Source organism: Bradyrhizobium sp. BRP23 (assembly GCF_020194135.1).
Lineage (GTDB): Bacteria > Pseudomonadota > Alphaproteobacteria > Rhizobiales > Xanthobacteraceae > Bradyrhizobium > Bradyrhizobium yuanmingense.
Genome location: NZ_JADYVW010000013.1, coordinates 49,627 through 73,368, shown reverse-complemented (window position 1 = coordinate 73,368; position 23,742 = coordinate 49,627). Strand labels below are relative to the sequence as shown.

The 23,742-nt window shown below is 58.5% G+C and carries 13 protein-coding genes, 2 pseudogenes and 1 riboswitch; of the genes and pseudogenes, 4 read left to right on the top strand and 11 right to left on the bottom strand.

The annotated features are described in order from the left end of the window. Positions 1 to 255: 255 nt before the first annotated feature. The gene (locus tag I6F24_RS29040; RefSeq protein WP_225130964.1) at positions 256 to 525 is read right to left on the bottom strand and encodes a hypothetical protein; all 270 of its coding nucleotides are present in this window, start codon (positions 523 to 525) and stop codon (positions 256 to 258) included. Between the two features lie 302 nt (positions 526 to 827). Between I6F24_RS29040 and I6F24_RS29035 the strand changes: the two genes are divergently transcribed. After that, positions 828 to 1,034, top strand: coding sequence for a hypothetical protein (locus I6F24_RS29035; RefSeq protein WP_225130962.1), 207 nt, complete (start codon positions 828 to 830; stop codon positions 1,032 to 1,034). Positions 1,035 to 4,251: 3,217 nt separating this feature from the next. Then, a complete protein-coding gene (locus I6F24_RS29030) occupies positions 4,252 to 5,070 on the top strand; it encodes a YopT-type cysteine protease domain-containing protein (RefSeq protein WP_345944122.1) in 819 nt (272 codons plus the stop codon). A gap of 1,789 nt (positions 5,071 to 6,859) precedes the next feature. On the opposite strand, the pseudogene I6F24_RS29025 reads toward I6F24_RS29030, so the two are convergent. The 4 genes and pseudogenes from I6F24_RS29025 to I6F24_RS29010 all read right to left on the bottom strand — a co-directional run. Then, positions 6,860 to 7,028, bottom strand: a pseudogene (locus tag I6F24_RS29025) (transposase); the annotation flags it as partial. Positions 7,029 to 7,098: 70 nt separating this feature from the next. Further along, positions 7,099 to 8,658, bottom strand: coding sequence for an acyl-CoA dehydrogenase family protein (locus tag I6F24_RS29020; RefSeq protein ID WP_225130952.1), 1,560 nt, complete (start codon positions 8,656 to 8,658; stop codon positions 7,099 to 7,101). Between the two features lie 1,004 nt (positions 8,659 to 9,662). Then, the gene (groL, locus tag I6F24_RS29015) at positions 9,663 to 11,303 is read right to left on the bottom strand and encodes a chaperonin GroEL (RefSeq protein WP_225130950.1); all 1,641 of its coding nucleotides are present in this window, start codon (positions 11,301 to 11,303) and stop codon (positions 9,663 to 9,665) included. Between the two features lie 83 nt (positions 11,304 to 11,386). Next, on the bottom strand, positions 11,387 to 11,701 hold the full coding sequence (locus I6F24_RS29010) for a co-chaperone GroES (protein WP_128932171.1): 315 nt from the start codon (positions 11,699 to 11,701) through the stop codon (positions 11,387 to 11,389). A 240-nt stretch (positions 11,702 to 11,941) separates the two neighbouring features. Between I6F24_RS29010 and I6F24_RS29005 the strand changes: the two genes are divergently transcribed. Both I6F24_RS29005 and I6F24_RS29000 read left to right on the top strand, forming a co-directional pair. After that, positions 11,942 to 12,151: a hypothetical protein gene (locus I6F24_RS29005; RefSeq protein WP_225130948.1), complete on the top strand. Its 210-nt coding sequence runs from the start codon at positions 11,942 to 11,944 to the stop codon at positions 12,149 to 12,151. Between the two features lie 258 nt (positions 12,152 to 12,409). Next, positions 12,410 to 13,057 carry an FkbM family methyltransferase gene (locus tag I6F24_RS29000; protein WP_345944121.1) on the top strand — a complete coding sequence of 216 codons (648 nt, stop codon included), beginning with the start codon at positions 12,410 to 12,412 and terminating at the stop codon, positions 13,055 to 13,057. A 720-nt stretch (positions 13,058 to 13,777) separates the two neighbouring features. On the opposite strand, the pseudogene I6F24_RS28995 reads toward I6F24_RS29000, so the two are convergent. The 6 genes and pseudogenes from I6F24_RS28995 to I6F24_RS28970 all read right to left on the bottom strand — a co-directional run bounded on the left by I6F24_RS28995 (position 13,778) and on the right by I6F24_RS28970 (position 23,083). Continuing rightward, positions 13,778 to 14,144: pseudogene (locus I6F24_RS28995) on the bottom strand (hypothetical protein). A gap of 1,446 nt (positions 14,145 to 15,590) precedes the next feature. Then, complete coding sequence (locus tag I6F24_RS28990) at positions 15,591 to 16,799, bottom strand: acyl-CoA dehydrogenase family protein (protein ID WP_225130945.1); 1,209 nt, start codon at positions 16,797 to 16,799, stop codon at positions 15,591 to 15,593. 1,624 nt (positions 16,800 to 18,423) lie between these two features. Next, positions 18,424 to 19,167: a carbonic anhydrase gene (locus I6F24_RS28985; RefSeq protein WP_225130943.1), complete on the bottom strand. Its 744-nt coding sequence runs from the start codon at positions 19,165 to 19,167 to the stop codon at positions 18,424 to 18,426. Positions 19,168 to 19,177: 10 nt separating this feature from the next. Next, the gene (locus I6F24_RS28980; protein WP_225142062.1) at positions 19,178 to 19,885 is read right to left on the bottom strand and encodes a thermonuclease family protein; all 708 of its coding nucleotides are present in this window, start codon (positions 19,883 to 19,885) and stop codon (positions 19,178 to 19,180) included. Positions 19,886 to 21,682: 1,797 nt separating this feature from the next. Continuing rightward, on the bottom strand, positions 21,683 to 22,465 hold the full coding sequence (locus tag I6F24_RS28975) for a nodulate formation efficiency C protein (protein ID WP_225130922.1): 783 nt from the start codon (positions 22,463 to 22,465) through the stop codon (positions 21,683 to 21,685). Between the two features lie 342 nt (positions 22,466 to 22,807). Then, entirely contained in the window at positions 22,808 to 23,083 is a 276-nt protein-coding gene (locus I6F24_RS28970; RefSeq protein WP_225130920.1) for a hypothetical protein, read from the bottom strand. Positions 23,084 to 23,494: 411 nt separating this feature from the next. Then, a riboswitch (cobalamin riboswitch) is annotated at positions 23,495 to 23,698 on the top strand. Positions 23,699 to 23,742: the final 44 nt, after the last annotated feature.

Genomic DNA, 23,742 nt, shown 5'->3' with positions numbered 1-23,742 from the left:
GGATGCACTGGCGGGTGAGCTGGCCAAACAAGTGATCATTTCGGAGCTTCCGGTGATTGTGCGGTTGTGCATGCTTGGATGTTGCGAGGCATTGCTTGGGCGTGACATGTGCTTAGGTACTCTGGCTGAGCCTATCCGCCAGGCGACTATTGACGCGGTAGCCGGCGGGAAGGGCACGTGCCAACTATCGCGAGGCAGAGAGATCGGGCAAAAGCCAGGTGCGCTCAAGCCACGGTTGATGATGCATTCGATCGTTCAGAGCGAACCATGATGGCGCGGGCCGAGACTGTGTTTGGTGTAGTCGCGCCCGTGTTCGTTGGGTGGGGTATCTGAGGCGGAGCCTCCGTCTTGCGTCCGTTCCGGCGAGGCTACGGTGATGGAAGCGCCTGCCGTGCAGATCTCGAAACGCGCGATTTCGTCCAGCCGCGACAGGAACAGCTCCGACGAAGCGCGGACAACGATGCGCCTGGAAGATCTTATCGTCCTGATCGAGTCGCGCCAGGTGAGTTTAGATGTTTCAAACATTCGCAATTCTCATGACGTGTCCGGACCGCTGGATTGTCGGACGTGGTTCCCACTTGTCCAGGATCGTACAATCTAACGCTAGGTCCGATTCAAGCCCCTCGTGCATCCCATCGTCTGAGGATGTCGGGGCTGTGCATTCTTCGTACGAGCCTCGGCTGCAAGGCGCACTTTGGTGTTTCAGAATAGCAGCTGTGCATGGCGACTGCCCGCTTCGGCAACCGAGGCCACGAGCGTCGCTGTTACGTGATTATACGGAGCGCCGGTGTCGCATTTCTTTGATCTGCCAATTGCATGCTCTCGGCATGAATCCGAAAAGTAAACTCTACCAGCCCGACCACTGGCGAGGCCGTGCGGAAGCAACGCGAAAGAAAGCGGAAGCGCTCGCTGACGGAAAAGCCAAAGACAGGCTGCTTAAAATTGCCGTGGAATACGACAAGCTGGCTCGGCGTGCCCACGTGTGGCGGATGCACAAAAACGAGGACGATACGTGGCCTGAGGAAGAGCTGTAAAGCGTCCCTGCGGATCATCAAAAGGCCCCCAGCCCGTTGATCGCTACCCGACCTAATGGTCCGCGCAAAATGTCGCTCAGCTGCAAGTCAGTGCCTGGAAGGGACGTTGAGGGGCACCGTGGGCCAAGGCATCCTGACGGTCCTGTGGCGCGCTCCTGATCGCGACACGTAGGTGAAGGCGGAGCAGGCCGCCTGCCCAACGCTCCTTCAAGTCTACTTGTTTAGTCAGCTTCTCGAAAGCTAATTCTCATATGACGAAAAATGCGGGATCCAGACGAGTCAATGCGTCGCAGTTAAAGCGGAAGCCCGGATGACATCCGCGCGGGGACATGTTGAGCTGTTACAGGTCAGTGTTTTGCACTTCGTCGCGGCTGCAATGGCATATCAGTTTGGCAAATTCGAGAGTTCTGCGGCATCGGTCAATATTTACTTTGCGCTGGTCGGAGGGACGGATTTCCAGGTAGTCGCGCGAAGTGTGTCACTGGAACCAAGTCTGTGAAGAGGTCTCCACGTCCGATTGATGGTGCGCATACGGTGCGGCCGCGGCATGCGAGAGGTGTCGGTAAGCTCCTCGCGCCTTTGGCATCCGCGAGATTATTTCAGAAGAGCGCTGCGATGATCCAGTAGATACCGGCCCAAAGCAGCGCATTTATGAGGAGTGCAGCCAGCAGCCAAAGGTTCCACCTCCTTTGCACCTGCCGGGAGCGACAATCGGCGCCGTAATGCTTGATCGGTTGTTGCTTTGGTGCGCGCCAATGCGTCATTTCATCAGACGTCGCGCTGGTCCACGGAAAAATGCCGGGTTTTGCATGCCTCGTACTACTCATAAGTTCGCGGTCCTCTTTCATAAGGAGAGTGTCAGAATCGTTTGTCTGAGCGCGGCGAGCATCCGGCCGATGGTATGCTCGTCGTATCGTCGGTGCATTTAAGGTCGGCGTTCCGTTGCCACAGCAATCTACATGCCACGACGGAGAAGTGTCGGCACCGCTTTGATGTAAGCAAAAACGCCTCTGTCGGGCGTTGGCGACACGGAACCGCTGTCCAAGGTCGGATTCGCGACGTCCATGTCTGAAAGACAACACCCGCATTAGCAGCAAAAGCGTGAGCGCTTCGCGAGCGTCATACCGTGAGAAATGCGTAAGAGCTGTATCGTAGTAGCGCGGGAAGGCGGCCGACGGTCGCACTCATAGAGATCGATTAATCATTGTTTCTGACCATCACCTTACGAGGAGACACCGAGATGGCAGGCGATCCGCTGGATGCTATCAGCTCGAAAACAGTTCGTGCTCGGCGTCAGCGGCTCTGGTGCAGGCCCGTTTGATTTGGTCCCGTACAATTCAATCGAGCTTACGTAGATGGCGCATTGGCACCGTTCAGACTCGACCGAAAGCTGCGAATGGTCAAGTACTACGATCTCACCAAGCAGTAAGATCGCCGCGAAGCATCAACTGGTGCCAGCAGTGGTTTTGCGAGTCATCATAGAATGTGGATGTCAAACGCCACCATAGGGAGCATGCCATGATGCCGACCAATTCATTGAAGAGGAGGTGACGGCCAAGAGCCGACAAGTTCTTGTGAAGAAGGTCACCATGAAACATGAATGGGCGCTAACGCTTGCTTGAAGTGGGCAAGAGCGATGGCGGACATTGCTGTTGCTGATGCGCGATCTGTTCGGCGACGTGCGACCAATACTGGCTGGCATCGATAAGTAAGATGATTCGCATGAGAGGGGCTTGATGGCACAGCTGCCTTACGAGCGGGAAGGTGCAATCGGCGGACTGATTCGCCATCGCGCAGATCGTGTTATCGCGCATGCTCAGGCAATCAGTGGCCCTTGAGAGCGACCTTCGCCCACAATGCGAGTGTTAGAAGACTATAACAGGAGAACGAGTGATGATGAACATCTGCGGCTTTCTCAGATGGTGCGCTGAAAAGGGGTATAGGAGCGCTGGGCCGAGGATCGAGCCGGTTGACGAGTTGCGAGACAACGTCATCTGCGTCGAGTTCAAGGCCATCCGAGAGGCAAAGGAGCGGGCGTGCGGGCGCAGATGATAGAGAAGCTGGAGGCCGGCCGCGTGCAACACGGCCGGTTCGCTACCGTTCCGGGATCAGGCCCTTGCGGCGTGTTCCTCGTGCAGGGGCCTTGCGGGTGTGAACTAAAGATAAGTGGATTCGTCCGTCCTGGCTGGGAGCATGTCGCTGTCTCGACGCCGCGGCGCTGTCCGAATTGGGACGAGATGTGCTTTGTCAAAGACCTGTTCTGGGATGAAGAGGAGTGTGTCATGCAATTGCATCCGCCACATTCGCAGTATGTGAATAACAGCCGATATTGCCTGCACCTGTGGAGACCCACTCATCGCGGCATCCCAATGCCGCCGCCGAGCTTTGTGGGCATCGTTGGGCTAGGGCCATCAGAAGCCGCAAAGTTGTTCGCCCAGATGAGCGCGACAGCATGATGAGCTGAGTTAAAAGGACATCTGAGCGGAAGATGAGGCCGAGCGGGTGCAGAAGCACCGGTTCGGCGCCGCCGGAACGCGGCGTCGCAAGCGGATATAGTCGCCGATCGCCTGTTGCACTGTGCAGGGGTGCTGAGCCTGAAATCGCTGTTTTCAAAGGAGCTGCTGATGGTGCACTGATCCGGTTCAAGAGATGTCTCGTATGCGCTTGGGACCAATTATTATCGAAGGAACGAATTGGAGTTCGGGTCTTGGTGGCATTCAAACCAGTGTTTGCAGTACCGTGCTGAACGCCGGTTCGGCAGCAACAACGACGTCTCACCGGGCAGACGACTTGTCACGAGTCAATCACTGGACGATCCGACGAAGCGAAAAGCATGTGCCGACCGAATGGCATAACGCGAAATGCTGAGACCGAAGCCAAAGCGAAGGCCGAATTCAGTTTGACGAAGGCGCTGTCCAGGCGCCGCCTACGCCACGAGCCGGGGTCCGGTCACCCTGACGGCATGCGGAATTGCTCAAGCTAGGCCTACCGGTCGCTCTGCAAGAGCCGGTAGCTCGTCGGCACTACTCCTCATCTGAAGCGGGGCTGATGAGCAGAGACGGTCGAGTCGCCAAATAGCCAACTCGGGCGGTAGCTTCTCCAAGCCTATTTGGTTGTCAGCTCGTCGTCAGCTTGCCGCAATAGCATTCGCAGGCAGGGCGTAAGCAGCCCGCCCTCGCTCTGAGGAAACGTACGCTGAAGAGGCAGGCGAGCCGCCATGTATAATCGAGTTAGTGGTCAATCCACACGCCCTAATCAAACTAACGAACCGCGTCAGCCGGCAGACAGCAGCGAATTTGCGCAAACACTGATGGATCTCGCTCGACGGGAGAGCTCGTCACCTGGGGAATTGCCCGACAAAATGGGGCTCTGCTGCAGCAGGCCACATACCTCCGATGCAAACATTTACAGTCCAAGCACCTCAGATTCCAGCATAACCTCTTTGTCCTCCAGCTCAAGTCCATCCTCTCCAGCGAGGCCTATCCCTCCTCTGTTCGGTTACAGGACTGCTGAATTGTCCGAGGCCAATGTCAACGGCATCTGCGTTGGATTGGCAGCGGAGTGGATCCGCAATCTCCCAAGCAGTCCTTCATCCCGGATGAGGGCGCTCCGCCCGGGTACTGAAACTCACAGCTCAGCCGCAGTGCTGCAGCAGCGGTATGAACGCCTCAAGTCGGCGGAAAGTTCTCACAATCCTCAGGCAAGAAGCACGATGTTACGCGAAGCTGGCCTAGAGCCGTCCGCCGAGCAAAAGCGATATAGGTTTGGTACATCTTCGCGCATTGACCAGATCGTGAGCGAGGTCACCCACGATCCATCGATCTATTTGGTCAGCTTGCGATTCGCCGAAGGTGACGCCCACATGATCGCAACGTCTACATCGAACGGAATGACGACCCTCTTTGATCCTAACTATGGAGAGTTTACAGTTCGGTCAGATCAGATGGGTGATTTGTTCAAAAGTCTTGCCGACCGCTACCGCAACCCGCCGAACGGACTTGATATATCGATGGTCGTCACACAGAGGATGACGTGAGTGTTGCGGAGGTTCCAAAACGGGCCTTGCCGATCCCACGCGCGGATGCTTTCGCGATTAATGCCGGACAGCCGCGTCGCGTCCGACAGTGCAACACCACGGCACGGAAGACGGATTGTGGCACCCTGAACGTGCGCCCGACGTGGTAGCGGAGCTCACCGGCGCCCTTCGGACGTTGGAGGGGCACGCTCGACGGAAGCTCTCTGGAAGTAGTGCAGCGAGGGGGAGAATATTCAGAGAGAGGCTGGCCGGTCACTCGGGTTCATGAGCTCGTGCCCTCGCGCGTCAAAGACTGAATGGGCTTCGCTTGCACTGAAGCAGGACCGTTGGCCCGTTAGAGCTTGCATGAAAGCTGGTTAAGCTCCTCGCGTGGGGTTCGGCGCTTTTCGTCCTTACGCTCAGGGCCAAGGGCAAGCATCACGGATCCAACACAGGCGGCACAAGCTGTATTTCGTCGGCTTCGGAATCGTCGCCGGCCACTTCTCTACTGAACTCGCCAGCCAGACAGCTGCCGTGGACGACAATGCATGCCGTCGCACCAGCGCACGACCGAGTCGACGTTCGCCACGAGCTCCGCAACAATCCGCGCCTTGTCCTCGTCGCTGCACTTCCGCTGACGTTCAGCTCTGGAGAAGACCTCAGCCCCGGAACCGACGCAGGTTCGTTCCAAGCCTGACGGTCAAACTTTGCATCGAGCTGGGCTAGAAGGTCATTTGACACTTCCCGAACAATGCCAGGTGACATGCGACCCGGAGCCCTCTCCGCGGAATGCGCGCAAGCTGGCTATTAGCTTGATCTGGAAGACGTCGCCCCGTGGTTTAGATATGATTCCAGTCTCACACCGGAAGCAGCGCGGGCGCGACTCGGCGCTGGTCGGGCTGGATGGATCAGACGCTGTCCCTGCCACGCCCGCACTGGTTGAAGTTAGCAGAAACGTGACTCGGCGCCCAAAAGCCCCACGCATACACGGAGCAAGCGCTGTCCCTACCACGCGCCGCTAACTTCAACGGCATTGTACACGGACTAGCTTTCCGAAAGCTGACGAACCCGACGCGATCTATAAAACGAAAGCGGCCGGTGTGGGTGGGTCGATGCTCCTGTCTGGAACCCACGCGTCTGTCCAGCGGACGTCCGACTTAAGGGTATGGTCAAGCATAGACACAAGCCGATCTCTTCAAAGAGGTCGTGAAACTCGCATGTGCCATGTGTCGCAGAAAGTGTCATCAGAAGCCCATCGATGTTTGCAAGGCGCGGCTCCGCGACATCATTCACGAAAGACGATCCATTATCTCTGCGACTTCGACGACAGCTGGGCCCATCCGATCAAGCGCGAAAAGTGATCCGACAACAGGCGAACGAACGGCCTTCCACTCTTACTCGATGCCGCCGGATGTCGGCGGTGTGCCGGACTATGTCGGAATACCTCGATGTCATAGGTGACCCCTCTCGTCCCGAGCACGGACATATGCGTCCGTGCGGCCCAGAGAGATTCGATCGCCGCTTCATCGACCGGATAGCGCTCGAGGCCGCTGTCTCCGCATTGTCCGGAAAATGGAAGGCGCATCAGCGCTTCACGCGGGCCAAAATAGCCGTGAACGGCCAGTCAAAACGGGATCCGATCTACGCTTGCCTTTCACGGACCCCTCTTTCTCGACATTGTGGTCGGGTGTCACGTAGATGATACGATGCGATCGTGTCCCATGTCATAGTGCAACGGGCGGCGGGTCACGGCGTCCAGCGGCTGGAGCCGGGAGGTCAGTTGGCGATCGCCGGTAGGCTTGATGGTGGGATCATCGCTCAACGTTGCGATGGCTTCCAGCGTCATGTAATGGGCGCGCTGGACGGCCCATTCGTGGTTCTGATCGGGCAGGAATTGCACCGATGAGGCGGACGATGGCGTCCTCGTTGGGGAAGATGCCGACCACCTCGGTCCGCCGATTGATCTCGCCGTTGAGTCTTCGGCTTTCCGGAGTTGCATAGTCGCGCGCGGGACCACCAGGTGGAAAGAGGTCCGGCATCCGCTAGTTCTCAGACATACTGCACTAGCTTAAGGTAATCGTCAGTGAGAACAGGTGAGCGAATAGAACAAGCCGCGTCTTGAAGGAAGGTGGTCAGAGTCCGACTGGCCCGATTGCGGACTTCGACAGATTGCCGTGCCGGCGCGCGAGTACGGAGAGTTGCTAGCTCGGAACTGACCAGGTCAGCCGCTGCTGCGGCGCAATCTGAGATAGAGAAGCAACCAGCAGACATGACAGCTTTTGCCAAGCCCAATGTGGTGAGCCAACCCGCATAGATCAGCACGGCACCGTCTGTCTCATGGAGCCCAGAGAGTTCCTCAACTGCAGCAGCATGGACTGAAGCCGCACCAACTGACCGAAACAGATCGGCTATTTCATCACGGGTGGCTTTAGAGAGGAGGCAGCGGCCGAGGTGTGATAAGAGCGCCTCAGTCGGACCTTCGAAGATGCGGAGGATGCGAGCGTCTCGATAGATTTTAGCTAAAGGCGTTCCCTCATCGTAACCACGGCCACCTAACAGCTGGACGCATTGATCAGCGACAAGACCGCACCATTCCGAGGACAAAACCTTCGTTGCCGACGCAAGGTGGACGTTGGGCGCGCCCTGCGCTGAAACAAGTCGGCAGGATGCTGCCAGCATCGCCTTCACGACCTCCCGCCGCAGCACCATCTGCCCAAATAACTGCTCGATGTAGCTGTTCTCGATCATACGCAGTTTACCGAGTCGACGATGGCTTGCATAAGAGGCTGCGAGCTGGATAGCGCGCTCAAGCGCTCCAAGACCCATAGCAGCCACACCGATGCGGCCGCGGTTCATACTAGATGACGCCGCGCCCCAGCCGTCTTGATCGCGAGAGAGCACGTAAGCACGCGGCACCTCGACATCCTGAAACTCCAGAGTATTCTGAATAATGCCACGTAGACCGAGTGTGCGATGCTCGTGCGTGACCTTTAGCCCTGGAGCCTGCCTGTCAACGAGTACACCAACGAGCCGACCTTTCGCATCGGGACCAGACGCGCGAGCAAAGCAAACGATCCAGCGAGCCCAGTCAGCGAGGCCGATCCAGATCTTGCGGCCAGAGATCCGAACTTTATCTTCGCGCATGAGAGCCGAAGCTTCTATATGCCTCGGGGCAGAGCCAGCTCCAGGCTCGGTCAAAGCGAAAGCGCAGAGATCGCCGCGTGTTGCACCCCGAATGATATGCTTTTGTTCGGGGATGTGCGGTGCCGCTTCGATGCAGGGCAAGGCTAGGAAGTTATGGATGACGAGGGTGGAGGCAGCGGAGACGTCGAAGGATGCAGTGGCGGAGATGAGGTCGATGGCCTCTTGCAAGGAAAGAGCTAATCCGCCGTGCTCTCCTGGTGTGGTGAGCCCGAACAGTCCATGCCTTGCCAAGATGCTGTGTAGGGTTGGAGGGAATGCTCGGCGGTCATCAGCGTCTGCGAAATTCAGCTGACTGAGGTCAGCGATCAAACTGGAGAAAAGTGCAGCTGCACGGCCCTCAGCTGTGCGTTCCTGCGCCTCACCGAATTGGGCGTTAACCTGAGTATACATAGCCATAAGGCCCATAATGATCCCGGCCCCGCTTCGGGCCAATTCATCCGCGTGGCTAGCTTGGCTACACATTGGTATAGTGTGGATGCAAGCGCAGTATAAGCACGTTGTCGGGGACGGGGGTTTATTGCGCCTACCGCTTCCCGGCCGATCTCAGCGCCGATCAGTTCCTCAGCCATGCAGACGCCCAGGAAACGTGGGGATTTGGCGCAAATTCTACAACAAAGAATGCTCCCGGAGGGCAATCGGCAATAGATCGCCGATTTTGCTGCGAACTCACGTGGCGCAACCAGCCCGCCAAAGTGTTCAGAGTCGTAAAACTCTACTTCTGGGTAGTCCAAAGTTTCGGTCCCGCTGCATCCTCAAAAGTCATTCCCCGTGATTTGCCTGGCCGTATGCTCAACAGCCTCAATTGCGCAACCTGCTGACACACACTCTCTCTAAAACAGATATCATGGTAGGACCCTGCGGCGGAGTTCAGGGCCCAGTAGGCGAAGCGGAGCCCATCCGCGAGGACAAAAATGAAGCGCACGCTAAATCATGGCACTTCCACGGGACATCTTGTGGCTCTTGACAATGAGCACTTCTCCTGAGGGGTTTCAAACAAGCGCTCTCGCCATGAGATGTAAGTGCGAAACTGCAGGAAAGGTATTTGGGCGCTTGGGACCACGCGTCAGGACAGGAAAGTAGGCAAGAAGGTCGAAAACGGGTAGGCGGCGCCGGATAAGCGCCAGACGAAGGGTTCAAACACTCAGCAGAGGTAGGTTCGTGAGACTGAAATAGCGACAGGCCCACTTCCATCGCAGTGCTGGACCCGTTTAACGTCGACCGAGGCCATTTCCCCGCCGAAGGAAAAGTCACAAGCAAATTAAGTCTGGGCCCTACCGCCGTTCATACGGATAGGCGGATGGGTTGGGCCTTTGGCGCGGCTTGCAAGGGCTACGTTGCAAGCTCGCCCGAGCAAAACCCTGGCATTCGTGCCAGGGTTTTTGATGTCATCGATACTTTGAGAGAGTGGATCAGAAGTCCATACCGCCCATGCCGGCGCCTGGAGGCATTGCTGGACCAGCCCCGGCCTTCTTCGGCAGCTCGGCAACCATCGCTTCCGTCGTAATCAGCAGCGCCGCCACCGAGGAGGCGTTCTGGACTGCGATGCGCACGACCTTGGTCGGGTCAATGATGCCTTTGGAGACAAGGTTGCTATACTCGCCTGTCTGCGCATCGAAGCCATAAGAGTACTGCTCGTTGTCGAGGACTTTGCCGACCACGATCGAACCGTCTTCACCGGCGTTGATCGCGATCTGGCGGGCCGGCCAGGACAGCGCCTTGCGGACGATCTCGACGCCGGTCTTCTGGTCGTCGTTCTTGGTGCGCAGGCCCTTGAGCTGCTCGGAAGCCCGGAGCAGGGCGACGCCGCCGCCCGGCAGGATGCCTTCCTCGACTGCCGCGCGGGTCGCGTGCATCGCGTCATCAACGCGATCCTTGCGCTCCTTTACCTCGACCTCGGTCGCGCCGCCGACGCGGATCACCGCGACGCCGCCCGCGAGCTTGGCGAGACGCTCCTGGAGCTTCTCACGGTCGTATTCCGAGGTGGTCTCCTCGATCTGCGCCTTGATCTGGGCCACGCGCGCCTCGATGTCGGCCTTCTTGCCGGCGCCGTTGACGATCGTGGTGTTCTCCTTGTCGATCGTCACCTTCTTGGCGCGACCGAGCATGTTGAGCGTGACGTTCTCGAGCTTGATGCCGAGATCTTCCGAGATCGCCTGGCCGCCGGTCAGGATCGCGATGTCCTGGAGCATGGCCTTGCGGCGATCGCCGAAGCCCGGAGCCTTGACGGCCGCGACCTTCAGACCACCACGGAGACGGTTCACCACAAGCGTGGCCAAGGCCTCGCCTTCGACGTCCTCGGCGACGATGACCAGCGGCTTGCCACTCTGCACCACGGCCTCGAGCAGCGGCAGCAGCTCGTTCAGCGAGGAGAGCTTCTTCTCGTATATCAGGATGTAAGGGTCCTCCATTTCAACCCGCATCTTGTCGGCGTTGGTGACGAAGTAGGGCGAGATGTAGCCGCGGTCGAACTGCATGCCCTCGACGACGTCGAGCTCGGTCTCCAGCGACTTGGCCTCTTCGACCGTGATCACGCCTTCGTTGCCGATCTTCTTCACGGCGTCGGCGAGGAACTTGCCGATCTCCTGGTCGCCGTTGGCCGAAATGGTGCCGACCTGGGCGATCTCCTCGTTCGAGGTGACCTTCTTGGAGTTCTTCTGCAGGTCCGCAACGACGGCCTCGACCGCGAGGTCGATACCGCGCTTGAGGTCCATCGGGTTCATGCCGGCGGCAACCGACTTGGCGCCCTCGCGGACAATCGCGGCGGCCAGGACGGTCGCGGTGGTGGTGCCGTCGCCGGCAGCATCCGCCGCCTTCGAAGCCACCTCGCGCACCATTTGGGCGCCCATGTTCTCGAACTTGTCGTCGAGTTCGATGTCCTTGGCGACGGCAACGCCGTCCTTGGTGATGCGAGGCGCGCCGAACGACTTGTCGAGCACTACGTTGCGGCCCTTCGGACCGAGCGTGACCTGCACGGCATTGGCGAGGATGTCGACGCCGCGCAGCATGCGGTCCCGCGCGTCTACTCCGAATTTGACTTCTTTGGCTGACATAAAGAATTCCTCAGTTCTTATTTTCTCTTCCTTCAGCGCGCCCGCCGGGCGCTCGTCAGGGGGTGGGCTGTGCGAGCGCTGGGTTAGGCGGCTTTCTTCGTGGAAAACACATCGGTGAGAACGCCCATCACGTCGCTCTCCTTCATGATCAGCAGGTCCTGGCCGTCGATTTTGACCTCGGTGCCGGACCACTTGCCGAACAGCACGCGGTCGCCGACCTCGATGTCGATCGGAATCAGCTTGCCGGTCTCATCGCGGCCGCCCGGGCCGATTGCAATGACTTCGCCCTGCGAAGGCTTTTCCTTGGCTGTGTCGGGAATGATAATGCCGCCAGCGGTCTTCTCATCGGCGTCGATGCGCTTGACCACGACGCGGTCGTGAAGCGGACGGAAATTCATACAAGTCTCCTGAGCGTCTGAACAAGTTGGAGATAGTCACATTGTGACGAGCCCAATTACAGCAAGAGTCAGGCCAAAAATGAGCTGAACGATCATGCCTGCAGTTCTGCTGAATCGCTGCCTGGTCTGCGCGTGTCTTTGTCCGGAAGCAAACGCCCTCAGGTACACAGTCCGCCAAGCTGTTGCGAAAATGACATTGCGTTTCGTCGGAACACCCGGTTGATCCCAGGGTTCCTCAACTTGGCGGCCCTTACACCGATCGAAGCGCCGGCGTATTTCGACGGCGGCGGCCTGGCTGCACATAATTGGTTCGTCTTACAGCAGCATCTAGGAGCCGGGGAAACGTGCGGCGCACAAGATTCATCGAAGGGCGGGTTCGAACAATATGAGATCCTCGCGCATAATAACGATTATGCCAACTATCTTGAGCGCGGGACCTTCAAGAATTGATCTGGACCGAGCTCGATAAGGTCATTGCACGCTGGTACGAACCCAGCAGAGGCCCGCCATGGCAGTCGCTGCACCTGTCGGTCCGAGAGGTTTCCCTTTTTATGTCGATGGCATCCAAATAGCCGTCATGGATCAAGGGGACTGAGGGGCATATGAATAATATACGTTGATATACGTTGTGCCGGCGCATCTGGCGTGTGATTGCAGCTTCGAAGCTCGAAATTCACGCGATCTCCGCGCCCAATGGGAAAAGCACCTGTGTCCTCTGTAGAAGTCCACCAGTACATCGTCTCACTTCTTCAGAAGCCGAATCCAGTCATCCTGGATATCGGCTGCAATGACGGGACCGATACGCAACAGTTTCTCAACCTCTGCCCGCAAGCTCAGCTCTACTGCTTTGAGCCGGACCCCAGAGCGATCGCGCGCTTCAAGAAAAAGCTGGGCTCGTCCCTCAATAAGGTGAAGCTGCTTGAAATCGCGATCAGTGATCGAAACGGGATGATCGACTTCCATCCAAGCAATGCAGATGGTGACGCGAAGGAATGGGACCTCTCCGGCTCAATACGCCGCCCAAAGAATCATCTCACTGAGTATGATTGGGTCCGATTCGATCGCCCTGTCTCGGTTGAAACGCGGCGGCTGGATGACTGGTGCGGCGAGGCGGAGCTGAACACGGTCGATTTCATCTGGATGGATGTCCAGGGAGCCGAAGCCGATGTTATTGCCGGCGGCATGCGGACCTTGAGCAACACGCGCTTCATCTACACGGAATATAGCGACCGTGAGCTCTACGAAGGGCAGTTGTCCCTGCAAGCCATTCTGGACTTGCTACCATCATTCGAAGTGGCGGCCCATTATCCGCGCACAGTGGAAGGTGATGTATTGCTCAAAAATACGCGCTTCTAGTGGCTGCTCGTATCGAGCGCCTCATTCATTGCTGGGAGACCTGACCAGCGCGCTCCATGCCACCCAAAGCTGCACAATTGGCGTCATGAAGGCGAGGGGATGTCAGTAGCCGAGCGGGCACTCCGGTTTCCGGCTGCCATTGCAGACCACACGCATCACGTCGGCGTCGGGCGGGTGGTGGGTCTCTGACAATCATTTATTTGGCGAGCCGGCACGACCGAGGACTTTGCAGCCAGCAGGCCGAGCCGTTTCATATGTTTGAATCAACACTGCCAGCTGGGGCTCGAAGCGTGGAATCATCTGAACGGCAGCTGATGGTCTGAACCTCTGGTAAGCTGGTGCACTGCTTCGAAGCAACTGGTTCTCGTAGTTCCTTGTCTCAATCGGAAAGCGAGCTGAAGCATGTGTTTATGCCATATGAAGGTCGCCGTGAGGCGTCCAGCATAACTGCAGCAGCCGATTGTCCAGCAAAGCGTGCGGCGCAGGAGAAGGGGGCCGCGATCATCAGCGGCCGATCTCGTGCCGGATCGGATCAAGACCGCCATCGTAATCGCGGTTACTTGCTGCTCATGTGTCGCAAGCGGAGTTGATCATCGAATCTGCGAGCACGCTCGGCCCGTGCGGCTGCGGCGCGATGACGAAGATCGGCGAGGATGTCAGGAAACGCCTTGACGTAATGCTGGCGCAATGGCCGAAGATTCTCCTAGCCGCGCCGCCCGATCACCCGCAATTCCAGATCGGCCCGATCGGCGTCCGCGTCCAGCACGGCCCGAAACCGCCGCCATTGTAGCGGCCGCCGGCGGAAGCCGGGGCGGCCGAAATAGTGCCATTCGCCATCCCAACCGTGGTACTGATGAACCGGGTCAATATACCAGTGGCGCCGGTCGGCGCGCGAGAGCCGGCGCATCGCGTCCTTATGCCCGTAGAGCGGAATGCTGTTGCTGAGCGGCTGGCGATAGCCGGGCAGGAAGCCGTAACCTTGCCAGACCGGCTTGGGCCGCTTTTGGATTGGCGCAGCGTTCGCGACGACCGACAGCAGCGACAGGATGATAGTAGCAGTTAGACACACAAGGCGCGCGACATGGATCGACAATAGTCGGTCTGTTGCGCGGAGGCTATTCAAATTTGGGTGCAGAGTCCTGCGCAATCTTGCGCAGAATTGTTCTCTCAGCTGATCACGCCCTTCCTGATCAGAAAGCACGCATATCCGGTGCTGTCACCCACCTGCACCGCGCCAGCCCTAAGCCTTAGCGCGAGAAGATCCGGACATGAGAGTTTGCTGCGACTGATGGGGCGACCGACCCAGCGCTCGATCTCGGTCTGCACCGTGCGTGCGTCCGGGCACACGGTCGAGATCGTCGACCGGCATCATCACGCGCGCGGATCGGCGAAATCTCAAGCGGGTAGAAGGTTAGGATGGCGTGGACAGTCTTCTCCATACTCATGCCCGGGAGCTGGATCAGGCGCTCCGAGCAGAGTCGTGGGTGCCCGGGCCGCGAGGGTGGTCGCCATGGCCCATGGAGGCGAGCAGCCAGAGCAGCTCGGGCACTAGGATCGGATCAATCGGCTTCAGGATGTGATGAACTATCCTCTCGATCATTCTGACGTTTGTCTCTGTCTCCCCAAGCTTCGCAATCATCAGATACCACGGGCCAGAACAGTCCAAACTGTCGTCGATCGGTGGCAAAAAAAAGCCCGGCCTCATTTCGATAGCCGGGCCGAAGTCAGTCGTCGACAGAGGGAGAACTGTCGACGGTTATTTGCGGCAAAACGTTCACCGCAAATTCTAATTACGAAAGGATTAATGACCGGAGAAATCTCGCGCCTTTTCCTTTCTATCAGACGATATTGACCGAATGCGGCTCAACGCTGGCTCGCACAAACCTTGAAGGGTGTATTGTCCGTTATCCTGAGGATCGTCGAGCCATGGTGATAAAGTGAGCGTTGCCGAACAGAGACGATCCGCAGCTGAATGGCGTCAATGTGTCGGCCGCAGAGCGCAGCAACCCAGCTTCCCCTGGGCTGGGACGAAGTACGTTATTTTTCGCATGCGAGCACTCGTTGCCCGTTCGCGCGATCCCGCACGCGAGGGCCCTCTGCTGCACACACAACGACCGCATTGGCATCATCGTCTCACCGATGGCAGGAAGCCGCCGTCCGCTCCGATTTTCGGGGCATCCTCGTCATCTATTTCTCATGGTACACCGTGACGTCGCGTGCGATTCAAGGCCTTTTAGCCTGACGATGCAGATGTTCTGGAGCGTGCTGGCGCGTGTCCGGAATGTGCGGGCCGGTTGATCTCCGGGCCGATAGCCGCGGTCGTATGAGGAAATGGGGCAAGTGCGGCGGGGAGGGGATGCTCTATGGAGATGCGGTGGTGTTTTTGAGAAGCGCCTGACCGCAAGGGTCTCTCTCTTTCTTGTCCTTTAAACAAGGCCGGCAGGCCGCCAAGTCCTTGCAACCGCAGGCCGCATCATATCGCAGGCTCTGCAATTCGTAGCTGCAGAGCGTGTGGGGACGTGGGTGAACCACTTCATGGAAAGCCCGGCTGTGCTGCACTTCCGAGCAGGAGTCGGCCGGCGCTCTGGAGCGTTCCCTCGTTTAGAGCTGCGTGTTGGGCAACCACGAAGCTGTCGCACATGGCGCGCGCCAGATTGCTGGTGGTATAGAGCGACGTACTTCCAGCGAGACCGCTCGCAATCCTACAGACCTCAGCGCTCTGCCGCGCGGCGTTCGTTGCGGCGAGTCGCATCAGCGTCGCCGTGCTCCGGTTTACCGCACCCTTGAGCGCTTCCTTCCACAGCTCCTCGGTGGCCTCATAGAAGAAGGAACGGGCGGAACGCAGCATGGCTTCGGCTCTGGCCATCTCCAGTTGGACATAGCCGCGCTCCGCCATCACGGGCGCTCCAGTGATCGAGGCGCGGCTTCCGGCCATGGCGACCACCTCGTCTAGCGCCGAGCGCGCAATACCGATGCCGACAATTGCATGCACCTGCGCAGCGAAAGCCACGGACGGATAACGATAGACCGGCCCGTCGAGTGTCGGCGGACCGCCGCGGATCAAGGTCCATTCCTCCGGCACAATGACATCGTTGACAACGACGTCGTGGCTGCCGGTGCCTTGCAGGCCGATGACGTCCCAATTGGGGCGGATTGTCACCTTCTCGGCCGGCATTACGGCTACGCGCACAAGGTCACCGGTCGAATCGTCTTCCACAGTGATGCCAACGCCTATCAGGTCCGCGCCCGGTGAGCCGCTGGCGAATGGCCATACGCCGTTCACGACAAATCCGTCGGTGCTTCGCCTGGCGGGCTGGAGTGGGAAAACCGCACCTGCCAACACCACATCAGGTCCATTCGCGTATACCTTGCGAAGCGTGTCGTCCGGAAGAGCAGCGAGGTAGCGAGCCCCATCGCCGAAGCTGGCGACCCAACCGGCGGAGCCGTCGGCTTCAGAAATGCGCTCGATCAGGCGACAAAAATCGGCCGGCGTTCGCTCCTCACCGCCGAATCGCCTGGCCGCCATAGCCCGATAGACGCCAACGCGCTTGAAGCCCTCGATGATCTCGTCGGGAATCTTCTGCGCTCGGGCGAACTCGTCTCGACGCGCGCGGATATCGACCAGTAGCGGCGACAGATTATCCCAGGTCGCAGCCATAGCGTCGGCTTCTGCAGTGATCTTCTCTGGTGGAGCGTTCATAAACTTTCCTCGGGTGTTGAGCCGGTCGACGGCGCGTGTCATTGATATGGACTGCCCGCGCATGGCGAAGCCGGCCGGATTGATACCCAGCCGGAGGGATCGTCGAAACTGTCGCAGTTGATAATCGGCTGTGATGCGATTGCAGGCGGTTGCCAGTCCAAACCGCACCCCGAGCGGATTGGCTCAAAGAAAAGGTGTTGAGGGCCAGGAAGGCTGATCGAGATGTGGCCTCGATGTTGCCATTGAGGCTGAACTGGCAAGGCAACCGATATGAGGCGGCGAGATCGATCCGCCTCTGCTGCACTATGTTTCGGACGGCTGATGGCAGCGCTCGTTTTGTCATGTCTTATCCAACGGACAGGTTGTCACAATTGGGGCTCGGCCGGCGCGAACCACGTTGTGAATACCTGACTTGGCGACCGGTACCCCAAGCCTGCGGCTCGTTTCCATATCCCCAGCAATCGACGTGCCACCAATCATGTCTGCCGGTCGTGGCTGAATCGAGCGAGATCACGTGACCCGTGCCGCGCCAGGAGGATGCTCGCGCCTCCCGTGTCTGATACCAGGCACAAGAAGTCATCAACCGAACAAGGCGGGAGGAGAACGACTGAAGTGGACCTCGGCCGCGGACCAGTCGGGCTCGGCTTGCCTGCTGGAGTTTCAGCCCCGCTGCGATCTCCTGAGACTACCAACAGCGCAATTTACCGTGGTCGCGGAGCCTGAGCGGCAGCAACGCCTGATCAGTCTGGTCGACGATGCGTTGGTTGAAGAGACTATGGACGACGTGCGATGACCGCGCGAGTCGCGATCATCAAGCTGATGTCCGCATTGGAAAAACGCACTTCAAAGGTGCACGCCGGCCGCGAAGATGCTCCTTTCCGATGCGCCACTTCGGAACTTCCAATGACAAGACCCGCCTGCGCAGAGCCACGAGTGCCTTTTAGATGGCACGTCAACGCGTCTGTCGATAGTTGACCGTCAGGCTTCACGAACTCCGGCGCGGGCATAAAAGATTGTTCTCCGCTCGAGCCGATGGTCGCCATCGTCGTGCGCGCGACAAGTTTCTGTTTATGCTGATCCAAGCTAGGCCCAAGACAGATGCAACAAGGCTGCTTTCCGACACTTGTGGTCTCCCAAATGGCTGATGCAGAGAGACGTCCGATGCCTACGCGAGTAGCTATTTTCTTTACGTCGGTCGGCTGGTTAGTCATGTCGGTCGTAATCCTGCTCTATTTGATCTTCGGCCCTGGCTGAGCCTGGTGATCATAAGCAGGACCATAGATGGCTTGCCGGATCGGGAGTGAGAGTCTGCCGGAATTGTCGCTTGTTCCGGGGGCCGAGAGCTCAGACCCTGCATGCCTCGCACCGCGATCTGCCGCTTGACCCCCCTCGGCCCGCCTCGCGCATTAAGGTGCAGGCTTGAATACTGTTGGCCGCGATATGAGTGTTTCTTGGTGCTGGCCTCGCGTTGCCAACATGAGCGCGTAGAACACAAGGAGGATTAAGAGGCCGCGCATAACATAAAGCTTCCCGAAGCTATAACAATTGTGGAGCTGATTGTACTCGGTGCAGTTGATGCAGCCGATGCACGAGCGAATTGCGCGGAACTCGATGAAGCCCTGTATCAGGCGGCAAACGACCAGCTGGCCGCGCGAAGGTGCCAGCGTCAGCTCAGCAATTCGACCCTGCCGGTGTCGAGCCGATATAGCCCCCCGACGACCTTCAGTCTGTTCTGCTCAACTGCCGCGTTGAGAATCGGCCCCGTCGATTTAAGTTTGTTGACATTATCGACTACATTTCGTCGGGTTGCTTCTGCGAACGTGTCACCTGTTTGCTGGCGAGATGCTGTTACTGCAGGCGCAAGCGCAGCGATGAGGGATGAAATGTGCCCCGGCGGCGGCTTATCGTCGTGGAGCGACTTGATCGTGGCGTCTATCGCACCGCAATGATCGTGGCCAAGTACCAGGATCAGCGGCGTATTCAGCACGGCGACCGCATATTCCATACTGGCGACCGTGTCATCGTTGGCGAAGTTGCCGGCGAGGCGGCAGACAAACAGATCACCGAGTCCGCTGCCGAAGACAAGTTCAGGCGCCACGCGAGAATCGGCGCAGCTCAGAACCGCGGCATATGGATTTTGCCCATCCACCAAAACAGAGCGCTCGCGCTTGAAATCGTCGCCTCGTGATACGCCATGGACATAACGATCGTTACCTTCCATCAGCCGCTTCAGGGCAGCATCCGGCGAGAGCAGGTTATTCGGCTTGGGCGGCGTTTTTGCTTCCTTCGCATCGACAATGTTGTTGTCAAGCCGCAGGCAAGCCGCCGAAACAGCGAACAGCAACAGCGAGCGGCGCGAAGGCGCGATCTTGGTCAGATAGGACATATTCGGATAATGGCCTGCATGCATGCATCTCACCTCATCGCGCGGCTTTGCGCCACCCGGTCGCTTCGGCTTCCGATTCGCTGCAGAGCCAGCGTTCACCGGGCTTCTTCGTCATGTCGATTTGTTCGTAACCGAATTGCCCGGGCAAGTGATAAAGTCGCTCGCCGTTGTGGCCCACGGTGCCTTTTATCAGACACTCTGACGAGGGCGGGTCCGATAGCAAAGCGGATCCGAGCAGGAGCTCCTGAGCGTCGATCGGAACCGAGCTCGCGCCGATGATGATCGTCCCCTTGTTGCGGCGACGCCAGTCCCAGGGCGCGATGAACGCCCCCGACCACAGCCCCGCATAGGCTTTGCTCGCCACAACCTCATAGATAACGTACGTATTGGCAGAAGGCGACGATAGTGCCCAGCCGGAGCGTACCATCCAGGCGTTCACGTCCTCGCCTTCGATGAAGCAACGGCCACGCGACCTGCCGTATTCATCAACTCCTGTGGTATGACAATCCCACGTTCGTCCGTTCGAATGCTTGATAAGCTCGTCGCGAGCAGCCACGCCGCAAGCCCATTTCCGGCCGTGGGCGTCGAGGCAAATCTGGTCAGTCTCAGGAGCGTCGATGCCTGAGAGCCGAAGCGTGGTTTTCTCGAGCTCGATCGTATTGCCGTCGAGGATGCGCGGAGGGCCGCTGAGCTTCGCCGCGCAGACCGGAGATGTGATGACAGCCAACAATGCGACCATCATTACGCGGTGTTTCATTCCGACAATAGCCTTTCGTCTTGATTCATGTTCACGTGCGATCCGGCGCCGCGTTCGACGCTTAAACGCACTATGTCCGTTATCGGGCCGCATCTTTCGACGTTTGCTTTATGAAAGCTTGGCCCTCATTTCCAAGCTACGACCTGACGCTGCGTGAGGTTCAAGCGATTTCTTCCGGTGTGCGTATCGCGGTATCCTTCGAGCCTCACCGGTCTCACTCAGTGGGCGCGCACAGCACCCTCTCTCGGCCTGAGGAGGAGATCCCCATCGCTCAGCCGCCAACTCGGCATGCGGGAGAAAGCCGAGCCTCGGAACGCTGTTTCTCACGCGATTGAAGAAGAAAAGCGCCTGTGAATTGTGACAGTCGAGTGGAAGTCAGGCGTGGAGGACAGCAACCTGGCTATGCTTTGTGCCAACCCCCATCGGCACACAGAAGGCTGCCGACGGTTTCGGCGAGAGCGATGACATTTTAAGTTCTTGCCACGGAAAGACCGACGTTCGAAAGAAATCTGGTCTCGCGTCCTATCAGAGATTTGGACGAAAGGCGCCACGGAGTCCAGCTCAACGCTCGCAGCGCAAGTGAATCGGTATCGTTTGCGCAAACCGCGGAAAACCAGGAGCTCTCTTGAGAGCCAGCCGGGATGGTCGGGTGGTGCCGCGGCCCCGTTCGGAGAAGGCCAGGATTTTTCATGACCCGGTCGGCGCGACTGGCGGCCGCTCTTTCGTTGTGCGCTTCCCCGTACTCACGTGTTGAGAGTTACCCAGCACGGCATGAGGGCATGCGTTTGCGCCGGGAAAATTTAAGGACAACCATGTGGAGCCGTGGCTACTTCGTATACGCACCGGCGAGGGGTAAGCCGCCCGCGTGTTCGGACGATCGCGAGTGCCGTCCTGATGCCATTCGGTGCGAGGCGTCAATCCACAAGGCCCATCGCGGCATCCGAGCAGGTAGCTCTGGTGTGGTATGGCCGACTCAAGCTACACATCATTCTGAGCCACCTCACTACCCAATGGAAATGAAATGGTTTCAGCCCCCCGGGAATTGCCCGTCTCTTCTTACGCGCTTGAAGTGGATGGCCGACTCAGAGCTGAATTCGCAACCAAAGACGGCGCCAGGGCAGGTGGAGCAGAACTAAAGAAGCGCTTTCCCATGCTTCAAATCCGGATCTACGATGCGCAGACGAATGCGTGCGAGGAAATCTAGCGGGCGACTCAGTCCGGTCTTCGATGCCTCGCGCACGGCTCCGGCTCCTCGTTGGGGGCACTCGAAGGACCGGTGGTCAAGCCGGGGCCGCTAACACTGCCCCATTACCCTATTAACCGGTTTCGTCGCAGCAGTCGATCCCGCGTGCCACCTCGGCCTCGGAATGGTCACGCTCTTGCGGGTGCCAGTCAGTCGCGCGATGCGCGGTTCGCACGCCGGATCGGGCTTGGGCCCGAGGCATCTGCAGGCCCAGTCCCGTGAAGAATGGCATGGAGAGCTGGTTCTCTCGCAAATGGTGTCCTTCCACTGCGTGGGGTGCGCCGAGGTCAAGCCGCCTCTCGCAAGGCGGCACGCGCCGCTGAGCTCGACTCCTCGCAGAAAGAATCGGAGGTAATCGTGCTGCCCCATTTTCTCGATGGCCGGCTGAAGGCCGCGGGAAAGCTCGCGACTGTTCAAGGTGTAAACACCGGAGAGTTTAGAGCTGATAGTCTTGCCGTTGCTCTGAGGCGTTCGGCCCTGCAGGAGCTACGGCGCGATCTTGCTCTGCGCGATCATTTACCGAGGCCTTTAGCTCCCTTCTAATCCTCCCGTTCCTTTGGCTCCATGCGAGCGAACCAGGAGCCAGGAGGAAAAGCCGCGATACGCTTGGCAAAGGAGGATTGCGGCTCCCAATCTTGTCCTTCGCTCTTCTCGAAAGTGATGACCCCGTTGTATGTAAAATAGCGGGGCCCTGGGATATTACAGTTCACCACAAGCAAAACGCGCCACAGATCACCTTTCTCGGTCGGCTTGTCATTCTGCTTCGGCAAGTAGTCCACTCCAACAGGATCAACGATAGTGCAGCTGCCCTGCCGCAGAAGATCACCGAGCCGACCTTGCATGGTCGTCACAAAGTTGAAGTTGGCCGGGTCATGCAGAAAGCCAAGATTTGCGTCCCTTTCGCCATCCTTGACTTCACTGGCGATCAACGAGAGCGCGAAGGCGCGCCAGCCCAATTCCATTGGCTTCGCATAGGTCGACGCAAGTTCAATCGTCCCGTCGAGCGCGACCTTCCAGGTGATAACGTACTCTTCGTCTGATTTATCATCCCGGTGCCTGGTCCAAGAAACAAAAACATATTCATTTTGGTCAAGTTCAGCGACGCCCCACATCCGAGGGACGAACTGTGCCACCTTCGAGACGTTGGAGATAACTTGTTCTATTGTCTCACCGTCTTGCGCTCGCCACGTTGACTTGACTCTTTCGACAAGGGGGCTGTCGTTAGCGCGAACAGTGTTGCTCGTCGCAGCCAGCCCGGCCAGGCAGATCAGGGATCGACCGAGCCAAAGCCATAGCGCGCGTCTTCCTGACGTTTTCTTCATAACCGTCGGCCTATCCGGTCTCATCCACACGTCATTCCAGAGCAGGCAACCTTCAACCTGTTATGCGCGAGCGCAAGAAGTTAGCGGCGACGCGACGGGGCGACCACTGGTTTTCCCGTGCGAGCAGGCGCTCCCCTCTATGTCACGCGCCGCTAACTTCACTGCCACCGACAGCCTCAATTTGCTGTGCTGGACATGCCCAGCAGGAGGACTGGGCAGGCAGAGGACGTGCATTCTTCGTGCCAGATAATAGACGGCAATTCGCACCGGTTTTGTGTCCTCTTTGTCGACTTTCCGACTGGCGCATGTCTCGATGTTTCCGTTCAACCTCTCCAGCACGGCTTATGCATCCCCGTCACGCACCGGATGTTCGACGGCACAGCGGAACGCCTCGGTGCCAAGTTCCTGATGAGAAGTGGCAGCACGTTTGCCGTCATTGAACCGTGTGGTTCGGTTATCGTTGCCGGAATGTGGGCTTTTGATCGCTGCCATGCCTTCGGGCACTTTCGGCCAAGGGGCCATGGCGCGTTTGGCGCTCCTTTCGCGACGTCCGGCGCTCCGGAAGTCGAGAACAGCCTCAGTCAGGCGCGCTTTGTACTCGATGGCGAACGACGGCAAGCCGATCTTCGCCGAGCATTTGGGGTGTGGCTGGCACCGCAAATCAAACGTGCTGCCCGGGTAAGTTGTAAGTTGCTGGCTTAGCCAGGTGTCTTGGCCTATTCAACACTGATCCTGTTGGTCGAGAAGGTGGCTGGATGGCGCGCGTGCTCGAAAAACCGCTGGGAAGCTGGGACTGGCGACAAATGCGTTCTGCTCGAGGCAGCGGCCCCGACCGCGCAAGCCGCATTTGTCCTTTCCACCGATCTGGCGTGCAACCCGCGGGCAACTGCGATGCTCATTGCGGTATCGCTGATTGGAGAGCACTGCTACATCATCTCAATGCTAGAGATGCACGGTCATTCGCGTAGCAGATGTCGCAGCATCAGCTTGAGACATGATCTGAGAGGTTGACGGAAGACTGCTCTTGCCGATAATCCAAGTCGTCGAGGTTCTCCGGTTTCCATTTGATCCGGAGCTAAGAGGGAAGCCGGTGAAAATGCCGGCGCTGCCCCCGCAACTGTGAGCGGCGAGCCGCTGTCCAACGACGTCACTGAAGCCTGCGCGGCTTCGGGAAGGCCGGACAGCAGCGATGACCTGCGAGCCAGGAGACCTGCCCCGACACTATATTCGTCCACGGGCGGGGTGTCCCGGTGGTGCGCCAAGCAGCCGTCGCACCG

Excerpts from the sequence above, each read along its gene's own strand:
- I6F24_RS29040 (WP_225130964.1), bottom strand. The coding sequence starts at position 525 with ATGTTTGAAACATCTAAACTCACCTGGCGCGACTCGATCAGGACGATA.
- I6F24_RS29035 (WP_225130962.1), top strand. The coding sequence starts at position 828 with ATGAATCCGAAAAGTAAACTCTACCAGCCCGACCACTGGCGAGGCCGT.
- I6F24_RS29030 (WP_345944122.1), top strand. The coding sequence starts at position 4,252 with ATGTATAATCGAGTTAGTGGTCAATCCACACGCCCTAATCAAACTAAC.
- I6F24_RS29020 (WP_225130952.1), bottom strand. The coding sequence starts at position 8,658 with ATGGGCCTTATGGCTATGTATACTCAGGTTAACGCCCAATTCGGTGAG.
- groL (WP_225130950.1), bottom strand. The coding sequence starts at position 11,303 with ATGTCAGCCAAAGAAGTCAAATTCGGAGTAGACGCGCGGGACCGCATG.
- I6F24_RS29010 (WP_128932171.1), bottom strand. The coding sequence starts at position 11,701 with ATGAATTTCCGTCCGCTTCACGACCGCGTCGTGGTCAAGCGCATCGAC.
- I6F24_RS28990 (WP_225130945.1), bottom strand. The coding sequence starts at position 16,799 with ATGACACGCGCCGTCGACCGGCTCAACACCCGAGGAAAGTTTATGAAC.
- I6F24_RS28985 (WP_225130943.1), bottom strand. The coding sequence starts at position 19,167 with ATGCATGCAGGCCATTATCCGAATATGTCCTATCTGACCAAGATCGCG.
- I6F24_RS28980 (WP_225142062.1), bottom strand. The coding sequence starts at position 19,885 with ATGATGGTCGCATTGTTGGCTGTCATCACATCTCCGGTCTGCGCGGCG.
- I6F24_RS28975 (WP_225130922.1), bottom strand. The coding sequence starts at position 22,465 with ATGAAGAAAACGTCAGGAAGACGCGCGCTATGGCTTTGGCTCGGTCGA.